14 protein-coding genes and 1 tRNA gene are annotated in these 16,007 nt (G+C 72.7%); all 15 read right to left on the bottom strand.

Annotated elements, in window-relative coordinates; genetic code table 11:
* Window positions 1-115: 115 nt before the first annotated feature.
* Window positions 116-188 (bottom strand) — tRNA-Lys (locus HUT18_RS18200).
* Entirely contained in the window at window positions 179-1,429 is a 1,251-nt protein-coding gene (gene rfbB / locus HUT18_RS18195) for a dTDP-glucose 4,6-dehydratase (RefSeq protein ID WP_176101683.1), read from the bottom strand. The genes HUT18_RS18200 and rfbB overlap by 10 nt, the downstream gene beginning before the upstream one ends.
* Window positions 1,420-2,487 carry a glucose-1-phosphate thymidylyltransferase gene (locus tag HUT18_RS18190; RefSeq protein ID WP_176101682.1) on the bottom strand — a complete coding sequence of 356 codons (1,068 nt, stop codon included), beginning with the start codon at window positions 2,485-2,487 and terminating at the stop codon, window positions 1,420-1,422. Before HUT18_RS18190 ends, rfbB begins: the two co-directional genes overlap by 10 nt.
* Window positions 2,488-2,707: 220 nt before the next feature.
* Window positions 2,708-4,207: a YcaO-like family protein gene (locus tag HUT18_RS18185; RefSeq protein WP_176101681.1), complete on the bottom strand. Its 1,500-nt coding sequence runs from the start codon at window positions 4,205-4,207 to the stop codon at window positions 2,708-2,710.
* On the bottom strand, window positions 4,204-6,957 hold the full coding sequence (gene lanKC / locus HUT18_RS18180; protein ID WP_176101680.1) for a class III lanthionine synthetase LanKC: 2,754 nt from the start codon (window positions 6,955-6,957) through the stop codon (window positions 4,204-4,206). The genes HUT18_RS18185 and lanKC overlap by 4 nt, the downstream gene beginning before the upstream one ends.
* A gap of 92 nt (window positions 6,958-7,049) precedes the next feature.
* Window positions 7,050-8,816 (bottom strand): daptide biosynthesis intramembrane metalloprotease, encoded by a 1,767-nt coding sequence (mpaP, locus tag HUT18_RS18175; RefSeq protein ID WP_254878678.1) that lies wholly within the window; start codon window positions 8,814-8,816, stop codon window positions 7,050-7,052.
* On the bottom strand, window positions 8,813-9,556 hold the full coding sequence (locus HUT18_RS18170; protein WP_176101679.1) for an ABC transporter permease: 744 nt from the start codon (window positions 9,554-9,556) through the stop codon (window positions 8,813-8,815). Before HUT18_RS18170 ends, mpaP begins: the two co-directional genes overlap by 4 nt.
* Window positions 9,549-10,313: an ABC transporter ATP-binding protein gene (locus HUT18_RS18165; RefSeq protein ID WP_254878677.1), complete on the bottom strand. Its 765-nt coding sequence runs from the start codon at window positions 10,311-10,313 to the stop codon at window positions 9,549-9,551. Before HUT18_RS18165 ends, HUT18_RS18170 begins: the two co-directional genes overlap by 8 nt.
* Window positions 10,310-10,504: a hypothetical protein gene (locus HUT18_RS33845; protein WP_254878676.1), complete on the bottom strand. Its 195-nt coding sequence runs from the start codon at window positions 10,502-10,504 to the stop codon at window positions 10,310-10,312. The genes HUT18_RS18165 and HUT18_RS33845 overlap by 4 nt, the downstream gene beginning before the upstream one ends.
* A gap of 155 nt (window positions 10,505-10,659) precedes the next feature.
* Window positions 10,660-10,833, bottom strand: a complete 174-nt coding sequence (locus tag HUT18_RS18160) for a daptide-type RiPP (RefSeq protein ID WP_176096583.1) — start codon at window positions 10,831-10,833, stop codon at window positions 10,660-10,662.
* A 143-nt stretch (window positions 10,834-10,976) separates the two neighbouring features.
* On the bottom strand, window positions 10,977-11,159 hold the full coding sequence (locus HUT18_RS18155; RefSeq protein WP_176101677.1) for a daptide-type RiPP: 183 nt from the start codon (window positions 11,157-11,159) through the stop codon (window positions 10,977-10,979).
* 137 nt (window positions 11,160-11,296) lie between these two features.
* Window positions 11,297-12,607, bottom strand: coding sequence for a daptide-type RiPP biosynthesis dehydogenase (gene mpaC / locus HUT18_RS18150; RefSeq protein ID WP_176101676.1), 1,311 nt, complete (start codon window positions 12,605-12,607; stop codon window positions 11,297-11,299).
* Complete coding sequence (gene mpaD, locus HUT18_RS18145; RefSeq protein ID WP_176101675.1) at window positions 12,604-13,935, bottom strand: daptide-type RiPP biosynthesis aminotransferase; 1,332 nt, start codon at window positions 13,933-13,935, stop codon at window positions 12,604-12,606. Before mpaD ends, mpaC begins: the two co-directional genes overlap by 4 nt.
* Window positions 13,932-14,885, bottom strand: coding sequence for a daptide-type RiPP biosynthesis methyltransferase (gene mpaM, locus HUT18_RS18140; RefSeq protein WP_254878675.1), 954 nt, complete (start codon window positions 14,883-14,885; stop codon window positions 13,932-13,934). The genes mpaD and mpaM overlap by 4 nt, the downstream gene beginning before the upstream one ends.
* Entirely contained in the window at window positions 14,882-16,000 is a 1,119-nt protein-coding gene (mpaB, locus tag HUT18_RS18135) for a daptide biosynthesis RiPP recognition protein (RefSeq protein ID WP_217710501.1), read from the bottom strand. The genes mpaM and mpaB overlap by 4 nt, the downstream gene beginning before the upstream one ends.
* Window positions 16,001-16,007: the final 7 nt, after the last annotated feature.

Raw genomic sequence — 16,007 nt, 5'->3', positions numbered from 1 at the left:
GATGGCCTCACAATGGCCTCACACGAGGGTGCGAAGATCATCGCGTTCCCCGGGCACCGGCGCCACAAGAAGGAAAAAGACCAGGTCAGGGGCTATCTGACCTGGTCTCATTCCGTAGGCCGTGTGGGACTCGAACCCACAACCAATGGATTAAAAGTCCACTGCTCTGCCAATTGAGCTAACGGCCCGCCCCAGCAGCATAGCCCGGACGCACCCGCTGACGTGCGCCGGTTGTCGCCGTGGTGCCGCGTACGCGTGCGGCGAGCGGTTCCCACCAGGTTCGGTGGGTGCGGTACCACTGCACCGTTTCGGTGAGGGCGGTGGTGAAGTCGTGGTGGGGGCGGTAGCCGAGCTCCTCGTGGGCGCGGGTCCAGTCGACGGAGTAGCGGTGGTCGTGGCCCTGGCGGTCGGTCACGTGGCGGACGCGGTCCCAGTCGGCGTCGCAGGCCGCCAGGAGCCGGGAGGTGAGCTGTTTGTTGGTCAGCTCGGTGCCGCCGCCGATGTTGTACGTACGGCCCGCGCGGCCCCGCGTACGGACCAGTTCCAGGGCGTGGCAGTGGTCGTCCACGTGGAGCCAGTCCCGCAGGTGCGAGCCGTCGCCGTAGAGGGGGACCGTGAGGCCGTCGAGGAGGTTGGTGACGAAGCGGGGGATGACCTTTTCGGGGTACTGGTACGGGCCGTAGTTGTTCGAGCAGCGGGTGATGCGGACGTCCAGGCCGTGGCTTTGGTGGGCGGCGCGGGCGAGCAGGTCCGAGGACGCCTTCGAGGCGGAGTAGGGCGAGTTGGGGGCCAGCGGGATGTCCTCGGTCCAGGAGGGGTCGCCCGGGGCGAGGGAGCCGTAGACCTCGTCGGTCGAGACGTGCACGAAGGTGCGGATGCCGTGGCGGACCGCCGCTTCGAGCAGGGTCTGGGTGCCCATGACGTTCGTACGGACGAAGGCGGCGCCGCCGTCCAGGGAGCGGTCCACGTGCGACTCGGCGGCGAAGTGCACCACCTCGTCGTGGTCCGCGAGCAGCCGTCCGACCAGGTCCGCGTCACAGATGTCGCCGCGTACGAAGGACAGGCGCGGGTCCTGCCGCACCGGGGCCAGGTTGGCGAGGCTGCCCGCGTAGGTGAGTTTGTCCAGGACGGTTACCCGGATTTCCTCCTGGCGCTGGCGCTGGCGCTGGCGCTGCCGGGGGGTGGCCGACGCCCGGGCCCTCTGGGGTTCCTGCTCGCGAGGGACCGGAGAGACGGAAGGGACGGGGCCGCCGAGCGTGCCGTTCAGCAGGCCCCGTACGTACGCCGATCCGATGAACCCCGCGCCGCCGGTGACCAGGATGCGCGTAGGACCGCCGCCCGGGTTCGGATGGCCGCCGCTCGGGCTCGGATCGGCGCCGGGACCGGGACCGGGACCGGGACCGGGGCCGGGGCCGGAACTCAGGCGCATATCTGCACCCTGCTGTGGTCGCCGACGATCAGGCGGTGGGCGCCGGGGGCGGTGGCCGCCGGGCCGACGGTGGCCTCGCGGCCGATGAGGGAGGAGTGCACCGGGCGGACGCCGCAGACGCGGGCGCCCTGGAGCACGATCGAGTACTCGACGTCGCTGTCCTCGATGCGGCAGTCGGCGGCGATGGAGGTGTACGGGCCGATCCGGGAGCCGACGACGGTGGCGCCCGCGCCGATGATGGCGGGGCCGACGATGCGGGAGCCCACGATCCGGGCGCCGGGTTCGACCACCACGTTGCCGGTCAGCTCCGACTCCGTGTCGACCAGACCCTCGACGCGCGGGGCGAGGGTGTCCAGGACGGTGCGGTTGACGTCGAGCATGTCGTTGGCGTTGCCCGTGTCCTTCCAGTAGCCCGTGACGGGCTGGGAGCGTACCTCGTGGCCCTCGTCCACCAGCCACTGGAGCGCGTCGGTGATCTCCAGTTCGCCGCGCGGGGAGGGCTCGATCGCGCGTACCGCGCGGTGCACGACGGGGGTGAAGAAGAAGACGCCGACCAGGGCCAGGTCGCTCTTGGGGAAGCGGGGCTTCTCCTCCAGGGCGCGCACCCTGCCGTCCTCGTCCAGCTCCACCACACCGAAGGCGGACGGGTCGGGGACCTTGGTGACCAGGATCTGGGAGTCCGGGCGGCCGGTGCGGAAGGCCTCGGTCACCTCGGTGATGCCGCCGACGATGAAGTTGTCGCCGAGGAACATCACGAAGTCGTCCTCGCCCAGGAAGTCCCGTGCGATCAGGACCGCGTGCGCGAGGCCGAGCGGGGCCTCCTGCGGGATGTACGTGACGCTGAGGCCGAAGCGGGAGCCGTCGCCGACCGCCGCCCTGATCTCCGCCCCGGTCGCGCCGACGATCACTCCGACCTCGGTGATCCCGGCCGCCGCGAGCGACTCCAGGCCGTAGTAGAGGACCGGCTTGTTGGCGACCGGTACGAGTTGCTTGGCCGAGGTGTGGGTCAGGGGCCGCAGCCGCGTCCCACTGCCTCCGGCGAGGACCAGCGCTTTCACGAGGACTCCTGAGGGGAGAGGGGAGCGGTCGGCACCCTGGTGGGCCCGGTCCAGTCAATCAGGGCGGGTGGGGACAGAAGGGTCGGCATGGTGCATCTCACTCCGTCTCGACGGGGGCTCGCGAGGTCCGGGCCGACCGGGACCACGCCCGGGCCTCGGAACCCCGCAGCCGCGCGGCCCCGCATCGTCCCGGCCTCTTCCGGGCCTCTCCCGCCGGGCTTCACGGCAGCGGGTGAGGGCGGGTCGGGTACGCGGACGGGGGGCCCGCCGTGCAGCCGGTGCGGGCCTCGGCGCTCGCCAGGCGGGGGCGGTGCCAGGTGAAGTCGTGGCGTTCGGACAGGCGCAGGGCCTGCGAACCGGCCGGGATCACCTTCATCGCCGACCAGCCCATGGCCCGCAGTCCGGCGGGCAGCCGGAAGCTGAGGTCCAGGGCCAGCGGGTCGCCGCCGTCCGCGACGATCCGGTCCACGATGTCCGAGGCGGACAGCGGCGGCGGCAGCTCCGCCGACCGCTCGGGCGCCTCGGTCTCGGTGAAGGCGGCCACCCACTCCGAGACCTGCTCGTATCCGGTACGGGAGGCCACGTGCCGCAGGCGGTCGTCGTCCGTGACGATCACCTCCGGGGCCGGGCCGAGACCGTCCTCCTCGGTGCCGAGGTGGCGGACGACGGTACGGATCTGCAGGGCCTCCTGGAAGGCGCCGAGCATCGCGCGCCAGGGGTCGTCGCTCGTATTGCAGCCGACCGCCGCCAACGGGTGCCGCCGCTGTTCGTCGAAGACGATCGCGACCGTGCAGTGGACACCGGGCAGCCCGGTCGGCAGGTCGGCGAGCACCGGCCGCAGGCCCGCGGCCTCGACCCGGCGCCACAGCGTGAGCAGGTGACGGCGGGAGGCGTGCGCTTTGCCTCGGGCATCGGCGGCGGCGGCCACTGCGGCTGCGCCAACAGCCTTGGCGCCAGGCGTCTTTGGTCCGACATCTGCCGCGCCGCCGCCCGTGCCGACCGAACCGGCGATGCCGGCCGTACCGTCCGCACCGAGCAACCGGTCGACCCTGATCCGCGACAGGACCAGGCGGCGCTCCCAGGCCACCATCAGGGCGTCCCGTTCGACGGTCTCCAACAGGGCCGAGCGCAGGGCCATTTCTTGTCCCTGGCCGGAGGCGGCACCCGACGGGCTCGGGTCGAAGTACGCCCCGTCCTCGACGGAAGCCGGGTAGTCCACCAGGGCCGCCGGAACCAGGACCTCGGCACCGTCGCGCAGGCGCCGGGCCGGGTACCAGAGCAGCTCCTGCTCCGCCGCGCGCGGGTCGCCGAGCGCGACGTCCGGGTCCGCGAACTCCAGTGCGTCCGGCGTCAGTTCACGCAAGGTGCCGCGTACGGCGCCCTCGGGCGCACCCCGCTCGGGGAACAGCGCGAACCGTTCCACCGCCTCGCCGACTCCGCGTACGAGTGCGTCGGTACGCGAGTGGCCGTATGCGCCGACCACTCGCGGGGTGAGGCTGTGGGCGCTTTCCGGGGCGCTGTCCGCGGCGGCTTCCTCCCCCGGTTCGGCCGACCGTGCCAGCTCTGCCGAGTCAGCCAACTCGACCGACTCGGCCGCCCCTGCGCCCACGCGCAGACGGACCAGCACCTGCCACAGCAGGTCGCCAGGGCGTGCCGGGCGGACCTCGCACAGTTCGGCAAGTCCCTGCTCGGGACGGAGAGTTGCGAGAAAGTCGATCACGACGGGCCACCCGGCAGACCGACCGACGAACCGACCGATGAACCAACCGACGCACCAGCCGACGCACCGAAGAACGGAAGGGTGGCCCCCCGGTCGCCGAACGCCGCGTCCAGGGCTAGCAGGACACCCGCGCCGCCCGTGGCCAAGTCCGTCGAGATCTTCAGGGATTCGTGGCCGAGGAAGGCGGTGCGTTCCTCGTCCGGTACGGCCTGAAGGGCGAAGTCCCTTGCCTGGCGCAGGATCGCGGTACGGACGGCCGGGTCTGCACCGTCACCGTCACCGGCACCCACAGCCGAGGCGGCACCCGCACCCCCGCCGACTGCCATGCCAACACCACTCAGATGCAGCAGAGCCAACAACTCCCCCGCCCGCCCGTGGAACAGGCCTCCCTGAGGAAGGAATTGGTGCCTGGCCAGTTCGGCCACGGCGTCCCGCGCCCCGACCAGCGACGCGTCCGTGTCCGCATCCGGCAGGTGCCGGAGCAGGTCGTGCAGGAGCATCGCGGTGCCGCCGGTGCCGAGGCCAAGCAGCGGGAGTCGGCCGGGGGCCTCCGGCGGGAGTTCCGTCCCGGTCCATCCGGCGTGGTCGAGGTCCTGGCGGACCGCGTACTCGGCGCCGTCGAGGTAGGCCCGGTCACCGGTCGCCTCGTACAGGCGCAGCAGGAACAGTCCCCGGCCGGACGGTCCGCGAAGGAGGCCGAAGCGGCGCTTGGCCTCGGCGGCGCGCGGGTCGGTCCCGGCGCCGTCGGCGCCGTCCTCCCCGGACTGCTGCGAGGACTGCGACGACTGCGCGTCGAGCGCGAGCAGAGGTGCGGCGAGGGCCAACGCCCGTTCCAGCCAGGCCCGTTCACCAGTGACGGAGGCGAAGTGCAACAGGGTGAGGCCGAGTCCGGCGGTCCCACTCAGCAACGTGTCGTCCACGGCCGCCTCGCCGGGCTCCCCTTCCGAGGCGTCGTACGCCTCCAGCGCCCGCCCCAGCAACTCGACCGCTTCCTCAGGCCGTTGGAGCTCCAGCAACGCATACGCGACACCCGCCAACCCGTCGTAGAACCCCGGCCTCGGCGAGTCGACCGACCGCGCCTTGGCCACGGTCCAGTCGACATGCTCCTGCGGGACCTCGGTGCCCGTACGCGACAGCGCCCACAGAACTCCCGCCGAGCCGTTCGCGAGTGCCGCGGCGCCCTCCGGCGTGAAGAACTGTTCGGGGTCGCCGGGGAAGAGGCGGTCCTCGCGGTCGGGGGTGGCCGTGGCGAGGATGCCCTCGGCGATCTCGGTGCGCAGGGATTCCCACGAACTGCCGTGTGCGGCGGGCCAGTCGGCGGGCGGGGTCGGTTCGGCGGGGGCGGTCAGGCCGAGGTCGCGGCGTACCAGGTCGGCGTAGTCGGCGGGGAGGGGGAAGCGGGAGGTGACCGCGTCGATGAGGTGTTCCGCCTTCTCCGGGCCCCAGATCAGGAGGGTGGGCAGCGGGACGAAGACGGCCAGGCGCAGACAGCCGAGCGCGTAGCGGTCGATGGCGGGGCCGGTGCGGTCGTGCGGGGCGGTGAAGCCCGCGGCGCCGAGGGTCTGGGGGGCGTCGGAGTCGGTGGCGCGGGCGGTCTCGAAGTCGATGAAGGCGACCGTGTCGTCGGGGCGGACCAGCACATTGGAGGGGTGCAGGTCGGCGAAGACCACGCCGCGTTGGTGGAGTTGGGTGATGCCGCGCTCGATGTGGGCGAGCACCTGCTGTGCCCAGCGGGCGTACGCGGCGAAGTCCTCGGGGTCGGCGCTGCCGCTGGTGAGCGGGTTGCGGTGGAGCATGAGCTTGGCCAGCGGCTCGCCCTCCACCCAGTCGCGGACCAGGAACCAGTGCTCGTTGCCCTGGCGGTAGTCGAGGACCTCGGGGACGCAGTCGAGTCCGGCGGTGCGCTCCAGGGCCCAGTGCTCCTGGCGCTGGCGGGCCACCGCGTCGGTGCCCTCGACGAGTCCGGCAAGGGGGCGGGCCTCGCGGAGGAGCACGTCCTTGCCGGTGCGGGTGTCCGAACCCCGGTACACACCACCGCCGTTGGAGAAGTGCACGGCGGCGGTGACGCGGTACGGGAAGTCGGTGAGGGTGCCCGCGTTGCGTGCGGCGAGGGCTTCGGTGAGGCAGTCGGGCAGGGTCACCCACGGCGGCGGCCGGAAGCCGGGGCCGCGGTGGTCGGGCACCAGGTTGCCGTCCAAGTCCTCGATGCAGTGCACCAGTTCGCCGTTACGGCCGCGCACGGTGCGCGAGACGAAGCCGCCGTAGCGGACGTACAGCGGGCCCTTGCGCCAGCGCAGGTCGCTGAGGATGTACGGGCCCTCCTCGCCGTCGAGGAGGGCTCCCAACTCCTCGAGTACGCGGGCGAGATGGGCCTCGTCCAGGGGGTACATGGTGATGAACTTGCCGCTGGCGCTGCGGTCCCCGTACTTGCCGTTGCGGTGGGCGAGGATCTGCGGGCTGCGGATGAACTTGAAGGTGAGGCCGTCGGCGAGGCAGTACTTGGCGACCGTGGCGAGGATGCGTTCGGCGTTGTCCGGGGTGGCCGAGACGTGGATCTTCCAGCCCTGGAGGGGGAGCCTGGCGTCCGGCGCGGTGATGCCGAGCCACTCGGTGTCGCCGCCGCGGGTCCAGCCGGGCGGGAGTTCCTCGCGGGCGAGGGCGAAGTTGCCCTCCTCGGCGCTGTGCCGTGCGGGCAGGTCGAAGTAGGGGCTGCCCTGCGGGCAGAAGTGCAGATGCCGATCGATGTCCATGTGCTGCCTTTGCCTGCCTTACCTGACCCTGTTGCCTGTCGTGCCTGTCCGGACGGACGGTGCGGGCGCCGTGGCCGGCCCCGCGCGCCGCGTCAACGCAGGCTGGGTGCCACGTACTTGAGGTAGAGCCACTGGCCGAGCGGGCGCTCGCCCGCGTCGATCTGGGCCATGCCGACCTTGACGGACGGCGGGAGCGCGTCGACGGTGCCGAGCGGGATGCGCGCGGCGGGCACCGGGTAGCGCGAGCCCTCCTTGACCGGGAGGAAGGCGGAGAGGGGGGCCTCGCCCTGGCGGGGGCGCACCTCGCCGAGGGTGGTGGTGGCGAGGTCCTTGCGCAGGATCATGCCGCGCTTGACGAGTTCGACCCGGGAGCCCTTGTGGACCGCGTCGATGTCGCCGGAGTCGGCGATCACCAGGTCGACCCGGCCGTCCTTCTGCACGAAGCCGCCGGTGACCGTGTAGGGGATCTGGATCAGGGTGAGGGCGGCGGTCAGCGCGCCCGCGGCGAGGACGCCGACCACGGTGATCCGGCCGAAGCCCGCTCCGGCCGAACGCGCCTCCTGGACAAGCTTCTTGCAGCCGAGCCCGGCCCGGTACAGGAGGTAGCACAGGCCGCAGCCGAGGATGATCGCGCCGGTGATGCCGAGGCCGGTGAAGACGTCCGTCCACAGTGTCGCGGCGACCCCGACCAAGTAGAGCGGGAAGACCATGCAGGCCAGTCCGAACGGCACCGACCAGGACAGCTGCGGCAGTTCGCGGGTGTAGCGGCCGCCGAAGAGGACGCCCGCCACCCAGCGGCGGGCGTCGGTCATCGCGTGGTCGCGCAGGTGCGAGACGTCGAAGTGGCTCATCAGGGCCAGGTAGCCGTCGAGCTTGACGAACGGCACGAAGTTGAGCAGGCCGGTCACCGAGGTGGACACGGCGAACACCAACAGGCCGGTGTGCAGGGCGGATTCGCCGCTCGGGCCGCCGACGGCCAGGGCGGTGATCGCCGCGCCCATGCCGATGACGAGCTGGGTGGCGATGCCCGCGAGGGCGACGTGCGTGCGCTGTTCCTTGCGCGGCAGGCGCCAGCCGTCGGAGACGTCGCAGAAGAAGGCGGGCGAGAGGTAGAAGAGCATGAAGCCCATCCGGCTCGGGCGGCCGCCGTAGTGGGTGAGCACCGCGCCGTGGCCCATCTCGTGCAGGGCCGTGGTGGCGAGGGTGGCGGCGAAGACCGCGAGCAGGACGGTGAAGGACACCGGTTCGCCGAGCGCGGTGGTCAGCGCCGGGGCCTGGAGCAGCAGCGAGAGCAGGCCGCCCGCGAGGATCAGGATGCCGAGCGCCGCGCCCGCCTTGTTGGCGAGCAACCGGATCACCGGGGTGAGGCGGCTGAGAAGCCAGTGCGGCTTGATGACGGTGAACTGCAGCGTCATCGGCGGCACCCACTTGAACCAGGTGCCGCTCTGGCGGTGTTCGGTGCCGTCGTCGAGCAGACCCTGTGCGTTGAGCTTGCCGACGACGCCGTCCAGGACGGCCTCGTTCCACGGCGGGCCGAGCGTCTCGACCAGGGCCCGCCGGTCGCGGGCGCCGTCCAGGACGGTGAGCAGCCGTCCCATGTCGGCGCCGACGCGCATGTACTTGGCCTGGCCCGACTGCACGATCCAGGGCGAGCCGTCCTCGACGGGGGCGTGCACCTGGACGTGCGAGGCGAGCCGCGGCCGCAGCAGGAGCTGGGTGGTGTCCCGCTGCGTGCCCGGCCCGGTGGACCGGCCCGCCCGGCGGCCGCGGATGCCCCGCGGCCGACGGTGCTTGCCGGTCCCACTGCGGACCAGGTGGGTCACGCTGAGCGAGAGGGACGTTCCCTCGGTGGCCCTCATGTGACGTCACGCCGGGTGAACAGGCGTCTCGCGGTGAACCCGGCGAGTGCCAGCCAGGCGGCGATGACCAGGAGCGCGTACGGCAGGTCGAGCGCCATGTTCTTGTCGTCGCGGTAGACCGTGCCCATCGCGACCTGCATGGTGAAGCGGCCCGCCTCGGGCAGCAGGGCGTGCAGGCCCTCGTCCACGAACAGGGTGACCACGAGCAGGGTGGCGATGGTGGCGGCCTGGTTGCGCAGGATCCAGCCGAGCAGGACGCCCCAGGGCGCGGCGAGGGTGATCACCGCGAAGACGCCGAGCAGGGTGAGGCTCGCGTCGCGCGACCAGTGCGCGTCGATGCCGAACATCGGGAAGAACAGCCACAGCGACAGCGGCGCGCACAGCGTGGCGACGGCCGCGAGCAGGGCGCCCATGCCGGTGCCCACCAGGGTCTTGGCGGCGAGCAGTCGGCTCCGGCTGCCGCTGAGCAGCACCGAGCGGCTGATCGCGCCCGCGCCGTACTCGCGCGTCACGAAGACGGCGCCGAACAGCATGGACGCGAGCAGCGTCGAGAACCAGGCGCGGACCACCTCGGCGGAACCGGCCACCGCGTCCGTCGTCCCGTCGTCGATCTGGACGTCGGCCGCGGCCGCGGCGCCGCTGGCGCCGAGCAGGCCGAGGAAGAGCCCGACCAGGAGCATGATCCACCAGGTGCGCCCGCTCCAGGCCTTGAGCCATTCGGCACGCAGTACGTCACGCATAGCCGCGCACCTCCGTCGGGTGGGCGTAGCCCGGCGCCGCCGCCTGCTCGCCGTGGATCACGTCGAAGAAGCGCGACTCCAGGGTGGCGCCGCTGCCCGGCGGAACCAGCTCGGTGATGGAGCCCGCGTAGCGGGTGGTGCGCTGGATGATGACGACGTCGTCCACGGTCTGCTCGACCTCGGCGAGCTGGTGGCTGGAGAGCAGCACGGTGCGGCCCTCGGCGGCCAGCGACCGCAGGAAGTGCCGCAGCCAGCGGATGCCCTCGGGGTCCAGGCCGTTGGCGGGCTCGTCCAGGACGAGCAGTTCCGGATCGGCGAGCAGCGCGGCGGCTAGCGCGTGGCGCTGGCGCATACCGGTCGAGTAGCCCTTGATCCTGCGGCCCGCGGCCTCGGTGATGCCGACCTGCTCCAGGACCTGGCCGACGCGGCGCTTGGGCAGGCCGAGCATGCGCGCCCAGATCTCCAGGTCGCGGCGTCCGGTGGTGCCGGGGATCGGCGCGACGTGGTCCATGGCGACGCCCACCCGCCGGTTGGCGCCGGGCAGTTCGGCGTACGGGCTGCCGAACACGGTGGCCGTACCGGAGGTCGGCCGGACCAGGCCCAGCAGCATGCGCAGTGAGGTCGTCTTGCCGGCGCCGTTGCTGCCGAGCAGACCGACGATGCGGCCCGGGTGTACCTCGAACGACACGTCCTCGACGGCGCTGACCTCACCGAAGCGCTTGGTGAGTCCGTGGAACACGGCTACGGGGGCGCTCACTGCTGCTGCCTTGTCCGCCGGTTGACATTGGCCGACCAGGCGCACAGGAAGAGGCCCACGCAGGCCCCGCCGAGGAAGATCCACCGCGCGGCGCTGTCGAGCATGAAGCCGACGGGCATGGTGATCATGGCGAACGCGAGGAGGACCCATACGAGGATGGTGTTCGGTGAGCGCGATCCGGGGTGCGACATCGCCTTTCTCTCCAATCAAATTGCTTGGGGGGTGGCCGGGGTGCGCGCCCGGGGCGCGGGTCCGGCAGTGCCACCCGGGCCCCGGACGGCGAGAAGCCGTCCGGGGCCGGGCGTGCGTGTCGCGGTCAAGGCCGCGAACTGCGTTTCGCCTCAGATCACGTGGCGATCGCGGCGCCCACGGAGAGGGTGCCGACGGCCACCGTGAAGGTCAGGCCGTCCTTGAAGCCGGTGTAGAAACCGGGGGCCTCCATGGCCTCCAGCTCCTGCATGCCGAGCTCCAGCGCCTCGCCGCCCTTCATCAGGTCGGCAGTGTTGGTGATGGTCTGCATGTTTCTTTCACCTCGATCCTGGTGACAGTGGAGAACAAGTGGTCGGTCATGCTGTTCGGGGCGGTTGCCCGGCTACGTCACAGGCAGCCGGGCAACCGTTCCGAGGCAATCGCTCAGACGCGGCGAGATCCGCGCCTGCCCGATCAGGTGATGGCGGCGCCGGAAACGGCGACGTACACGCTGCCGTAGGCAATCGCGCTGGTCACCACGGTGCCCGTGCCGAAACCGGCCCAGGTCTGCCAACCCGGGGCCTCCATGGCCTCGAGCTCCTGCATGCCCAGCTCCAGCGCCTCGGCGCCGTGCTGCGAGTCGATGACTCCCTGCATGTCTTTTCCCTCCCTTACCTAATGAAAAGGTGTGTTATTTCCCCCGTCTCCCGTCACCGGGAACCGGAAGTGTGTGCCCGCGCCCCGGGTGAGCGGGAGGCGGAAGTCTGTGGTGGGACCGGGCCTGACCTGGTCCGTCAGCCCGCTGCCGTGGCGAGCGCTCCGGGTCCGGCGGCCGGTCCGGCGGCCGCTTCGGCCGCGGGTTCTGCGGTGGGTCCCGCGGCGGGCCGGTCGGTGGCTTCGGGAGGCACCGCCCGGGCGGTGGCCGCCGCGAGCAACTGCCGGATCTCGGCCGCCGAGAGCCCGCCGAGCATCGGCAGGCCGCCGCCCCAGGCACGCACGGTGCGGGTCGCGATCCGCGTCAACTGCTCCTCGTCGGCGCGTAGTTCGCGCTCCACGCGCCAGTCGTCGAAGAGCGCGGCGATCCCGTCCGACGGGTCGGCGGGCAGGTCCGGGGCGCTGCCGTGCGCGGTGCGCAGCAGGTCCCAGAGCCGGTGCAGCCGGGGCGCGGAGCCGAGCCGGGTGTCGCCCGCGGTGATCGCGCGCCACAGCGGCGGCAGCAGTGCGCTGACGGCGGTGGTCTTACGGGTGCCGAGCGCGGTGGACAGCTCGTTGGCCAGGTACCAGCCCTTGGCCCCGTAGCGGTTGCGGCCGAGGCTGGTCCAGGTGAGGTGGGTGAGCCCGGAGACCTTGGCGATCTCGGCGCGCAACTCGCCCCGGGCGGCGAGGCCTTGGGGCTCGCGCCCGGCGTCGCGCACCTCGTTGCCGAGCTGTACCAGGCGCCGGGCGAGGGCCTCGGCGAGCGCGTCCTCGGTGGGCAGTTCGCGGTGGTCGCCGACGTAGAGACCGGTGACGCGGAACAGCGCCTCGACGACTCCCTCGGCGACCAGCGCGTACGGCAGGGTGCTCGTCGCCGCCGGGTCGATCACCGCGAGCTCGGCCTGCAGCGCCTCGCCGACGACGAGCCTGCGCCGGTCGGCGGGCTCCAACAGGCAGGCGGCGGCGCTGAGTTCGGCGCCGGTGCCCAGGGTGGTGGGCACCGCGACGAGCGGCAGGCGGCGGACCACGTCGCTGGGCAGCATGACCAGGCCGCTGCGGTGCGACATCGCGAGCCGGGTGTACGCGCTCGGGTCGTCGCGCAGCAGCGCGGCGAGCTTGGCGCGGTCGAGCAGGGCTCCCCCGCCGATCGCCACCAGCAGGTCGGCGCCGTCCAGATCCCGGGCGAGCGCGGCGAGTTCGTCGAGCCCGCCGGGGCCCTCCGCCGTCAGGAACCGGACCTCGCAGCCCGTGCCCTCCAGCAACTGGCCCAGCCGCGAGGCGAGTTCGCCCTCGGCGACATTGGGGTCGGCGAGCAGGGCGACCGTGCGGGCCCCTTGTCCGCGTATCCAGTCGCCCAGCCCGGCGGTCCCGTAGAGGGCGCGGGTGGGGCAGTGCCAGCTGAGGTTCACCGGTCGGCTCCGGTGGTGTGCGCGATGTCCTCGGCGCGCCCGGTGTGGGCGGCGATCCCGGCGCGTACGCAATCCAGGAGTTCGGTGAGTTCGGCCTCGGTGTAGGTGAGCGCGGGGATGAGCTGGATGCCGTGCGGACCCGGGTGGACGATGGCGCCCGCGGTGCGGATCGCGGCGATCAGCTCGGGCACCTCGGCCTGCGGCAGCGGCTCACCGTCGGCGGTGGCCAGGCGCACCGAGCGGAAGCAGCCGAGTCCGGTGGTGCCGGTCACCGAGGGCACTTCGGCGGTCAACCGGGCCAGGTGGGCGTCCAGTTGCTCCGCCAGGCGCCGCCCGCGGGCGACCGCGTCCAGGCGGCGCATCTCCTCGACGGTGGCGAGGACGGCGGCGCAGGTGGTGGGCGTACCGGCCTGGGTCTCGCCGTGGGTGAGCACGGCGCCCGAGCGGTGCACGGCCTCGGCGACGTGGTGCGCGACCAGGACCGCGGCGGCGGCCATGGTGCCGTTGGTCAGGCCCTTGGAGGCGACGACCAGGTCGGGGCGTCCGGGCCACTGCTGGGAGGCGAAGAAGGAGCCGGTACGGCCGAAGCCGGTGGCGACCTCGTCCGCGACGAGCAGGAAGCCGTGCTCCTCGCGCAGTCGCAGCAGCGCCTCGGTGAACTCGGGTGTCAGCGGCACCGCGCCGGAGCCGAGGACCGGTTCCACGACCACGGCGGCGACCTGGCCGCCCTGCCGGGCGAGCAGCGTGGTCAGCTCCTCGGGGTCGTTGGGGGCGACGTGCCGGATCAGGCGCTGGTCGACGCCGTACACGCCCTGGCCGAGGTCCTCGCCGGTGAGCGCGAAGCTGCCGTAGGTCAGGCCGTGGTAGCTGCCGCGCAGGCCGACCACCAGCTTGCGCCGGGGTTCGCCGCGCAGTGCGTGGTACATCCGGGCGAGCTTCATCACCAGGTCGTTGGCGGCGCCACCGGAGGTGGACCACAGGACGCGGCCGAAGTGGTCGGCGCCCGCGAGTTCGGTCAGCACCCGGGAGGCCTCGCGGGCATAGGTGTTCTCGTACCGGAAGACGCTCAGGTACGAGCCCTCGCGCACCGCGCGGGCGACCGCCTCGGCGACGACGGGGTTGCCGTAGCCGATGTTGGTGTTCCACAACCCGCTGGTGCCGCACAGGAGTTCACGCCCGTCGGCGAAACGGACCCGCACGCCGTCGGCGGAGACGGCGCACAGTTCGTCGGCGCCCTGCCTCTCGGGCGGCAGCAGCGAGGGCCACAGCGGGTCGTACTCGTGGGTGCCGGGCGCGGCCTGGGCCGTGCCGGTCGTGGTCTCGGTCATCGCGGGGCCACCTCTGCTTCCAGGAGTACGGCGTCGTGGCGGCCGTCGGATCCGGCGGGCCGGTGCTGGGCACGCACCCGGAACCCGGCGGCGGTCAACTCGGCCTCCAGCTGGGCCGAGGGCAGCACCGCGACGGTGGAGGTGCACACGGTCAGCGGGTTCTCGTCGAGCACGTTCTCGTCAAGAGGAGCCTCGTCCGCCTGGGCCCGGTGCAGCGTGACCGTGCGGGTGCCCGCCTCGGGGTTGTGGTGCTCGTGCAGGTGGTAGAGCTGTCCACTGGCGCCGGTGGCCGCCACGCGGACCTCCTGCTCGGTGCCGTCGCCGGTGCGCACGTCGACCGTCGAGAGCAGGAACAGGCCGCCCTCGGCGAGGTGTTCGCGCACACAGCGGTACAGGCCCGCGCGGCCCGCCGCGTCGAGCAGGGACACCGAGGTGGTGCCGAGGACGACGGCGCCGAAGCGGGCGTCGAGCGCGAAGGACGCCATGTCGCCGCGCACCGGGGTGCACTTCTCGCGCAGCCTGGCCGGGGCCTCGGCGAGCCGCTCGCCGAGCAACTCCAGCATGTACGGGGAGAGTTCGAGCGCGGTGACCTCGCGTCCCGCGGCAAGCAGCGGCAGCGTCAGGCGTCCGGTGCCCGCGGCGAGATCGAGCACCGGGCCTCGGGTGGTGCGGACCAGCGAGACGATCTCGCGGACCTCGAAGGTGTCCCGGCGGCACAGGTCCTCGTACAGCGGGGCGCCCAACTCGTCGTATACGCCGCACAGTTGAACCCGGTCCGGGCCGAGCGAGGCGAGCCACTCACCGGCGCGCCCGGGCACGGTGCGCGGGCTGCCGCCGACGGCTTCGGCGAGGTTCTCCGTAGCCGTGGTGGTGGCCGTCTCCGTAGCCGTGGTGGCGACGGTCTGCGTGGTCGTGGTGGTGACGGTCCCGGCCGTCGTGGCCGCCGTCACGCGCCGTCCCCGGACCGGTCGGCGGTCAGGCGGACGCCCGCCGTGCCGAAGAAGGCCTGCACCTGCTGGAGTGCCGCGGGTGCGGCGTGCGCGGCGGCGGCGCCGGGCTCGCCGTGCACGAGCAGGGCCTCGGCGACCTTGGCGGCGCGCAGGTCGAGCTGGAAGAACCGGCCGGTCTCGGCGACGTGCACGTACGCCTTGTCCTCGCTCCACAGCAGCAGCGGGAGCGCGCGGTCGGTGTCGGCGGGCACGGTGACCTCGTCGAGCGCCGGGTCGAGGCGGCCGCCGAAGCCGGAGACCTTCAGACCGGTGACCCCGCGGGTGCGCAGTTCGCGCAGGGCGTCCAGGACGGCCAGATAGCGGCCGAGCCAGGGGCGCGCGGTGAGCTGCGCGGTGCGGTCCTCGTCCGGTACGGCTGCCGAGAGGGCCACCGAACAGGGCTGCAAGGAACGGGAGTTGAGGTCGCGCCACTGGGCGTCGAGCGCGTCGAGGCCGGAGTCCAGGCCGCCCAGCGGAATGCCGCCGGGTGCGGTGGAGACCTGGCCGTCGGCGTTCACGTACAGCCGGGTGCGCGGACCGTCGGCGCCGGTGCCCGCGCCGAGCGCGGACAGGTCGGCGAGCCGTACGACGGGTTCGCTGACGTGGGCCGGGAACTCGCCCTTGTCGTGGGCGGCGTCGGCGTCGGCGAGGAATGCCTCGAAGTCGCCGGGCTCGGTGATCCGGATCAGGGTGGGACCGATCACCGACATGTACTGGCTGGTGGCGTAGTCCTGCGTCTGCAGGAAGAAGGCGTCGCCGAGCGACATTTCGTCGCCGGGTTCGACGAGCGAGCCCTGGTAGCCGAGCACCAGCGGCGCGGCCGCCGGGTCCTGGCCTTCGGCTTCCTGGTCGCCGGGGACGAGTACGAGCGTGCCGGGCCCGGCCAGGTCCGAGGCGAGCAACTGGTCGAGGTGGGCCGGGGATTCGAGGACCACGGTGGCGCTGCCGGTGGCGCCCTCGGGGCGGGGCAGGGCGGAGCCGGTGCCCCAGGAGGCGAGGTGGCGCTTGGCCGGGCCCAGTCCGCTGCCGCCGTCGATGGCCTGGCCGCCGTTGCCTTCGGTCCCCGCTTCGCTCATGGCTGCG

The sequence above is a fragment of the Streptomyces sp. NA04227 genome (assembly GCF_013364195.1).
Classification (GTDB): domain Bacteria; phylum Actinomycetota; class Actinomycetes; order Streptomycetales; family Streptomycetaceae; genus Streptomyces.
Note: the sequence above shows the minus strand (reverse complement) of the source record. Positions and strands in the feature narration are given on the sequence as shown.

What these genes read in the sequence shown, in the direction of transcription:
- rfbB (WP_176101683.1), bottom strand. Translation starts at nt 1,429, where the DNA reads ATGCGCCTGAGTTCCGGCCCCGGCCCCGGTCCCGGTCCCGGTCCCGGT.
- lanKC (WP_176101680.1), bottom strand. Translation starts at nt 6,957, where the DNA reads ATGGACATCGATCGGCATCTGCACTTCTGCCCGCAGGGCAGCCCCTAC.
- mpaP (WP_254878678.1), bottom strand. Translation starts at nt 8,816, where the DNA reads ATGAGGGCCACCGAGGGAACGTCCCTCTCGCTCAGCGTGACCCACCTG.
- HUT18_RS18170 (WP_176101679.1), bottom strand. Translation starts at nt 9,556, where the DNA reads ATGCGTGACGTACTGCGTGCCGAATGGCTCAAGGCCTGGAGCGGGCGC.
- HUT18_RS33845 (WP_254878676.1), bottom strand. Translation starts at nt 10,504, where the DNA reads ATGTCGCACCCCGGATCGCGCTCACCGAACACCATCCTCGTATGGGTC.
- HUT18_RS18160 (WP_176096583.1), bottom strand. Translation starts at nt 10,833, where the DNA reads ATGCAGACCATCACCAACACTGCCGACCTGATGAAGGGCGGCGAGGCG.
- HUT18_RS18155 (WP_176101677.1), bottom strand. Translation starts at nt 11,159, where the DNA reads ATGCAGGGAGTCATCGACTCGCAGCACGGCGCCGAGGCGCTGGAGCTG.
- mpaD (WP_176101675.1), bottom strand. Translation starts at nt 13,935, where the DNA reads ATGACCGAGACCACGACCGGCACGGCCCAGGCCGCGCCCGGCACCCAC.
- mpaB (WP_217710501.1), bottom strand. Translation starts at nt 16,000, where the DNA reads ATGAGCGAAGCGGGGACCGAAGGCAACGGCGGCCAGGCCATCGACGGC.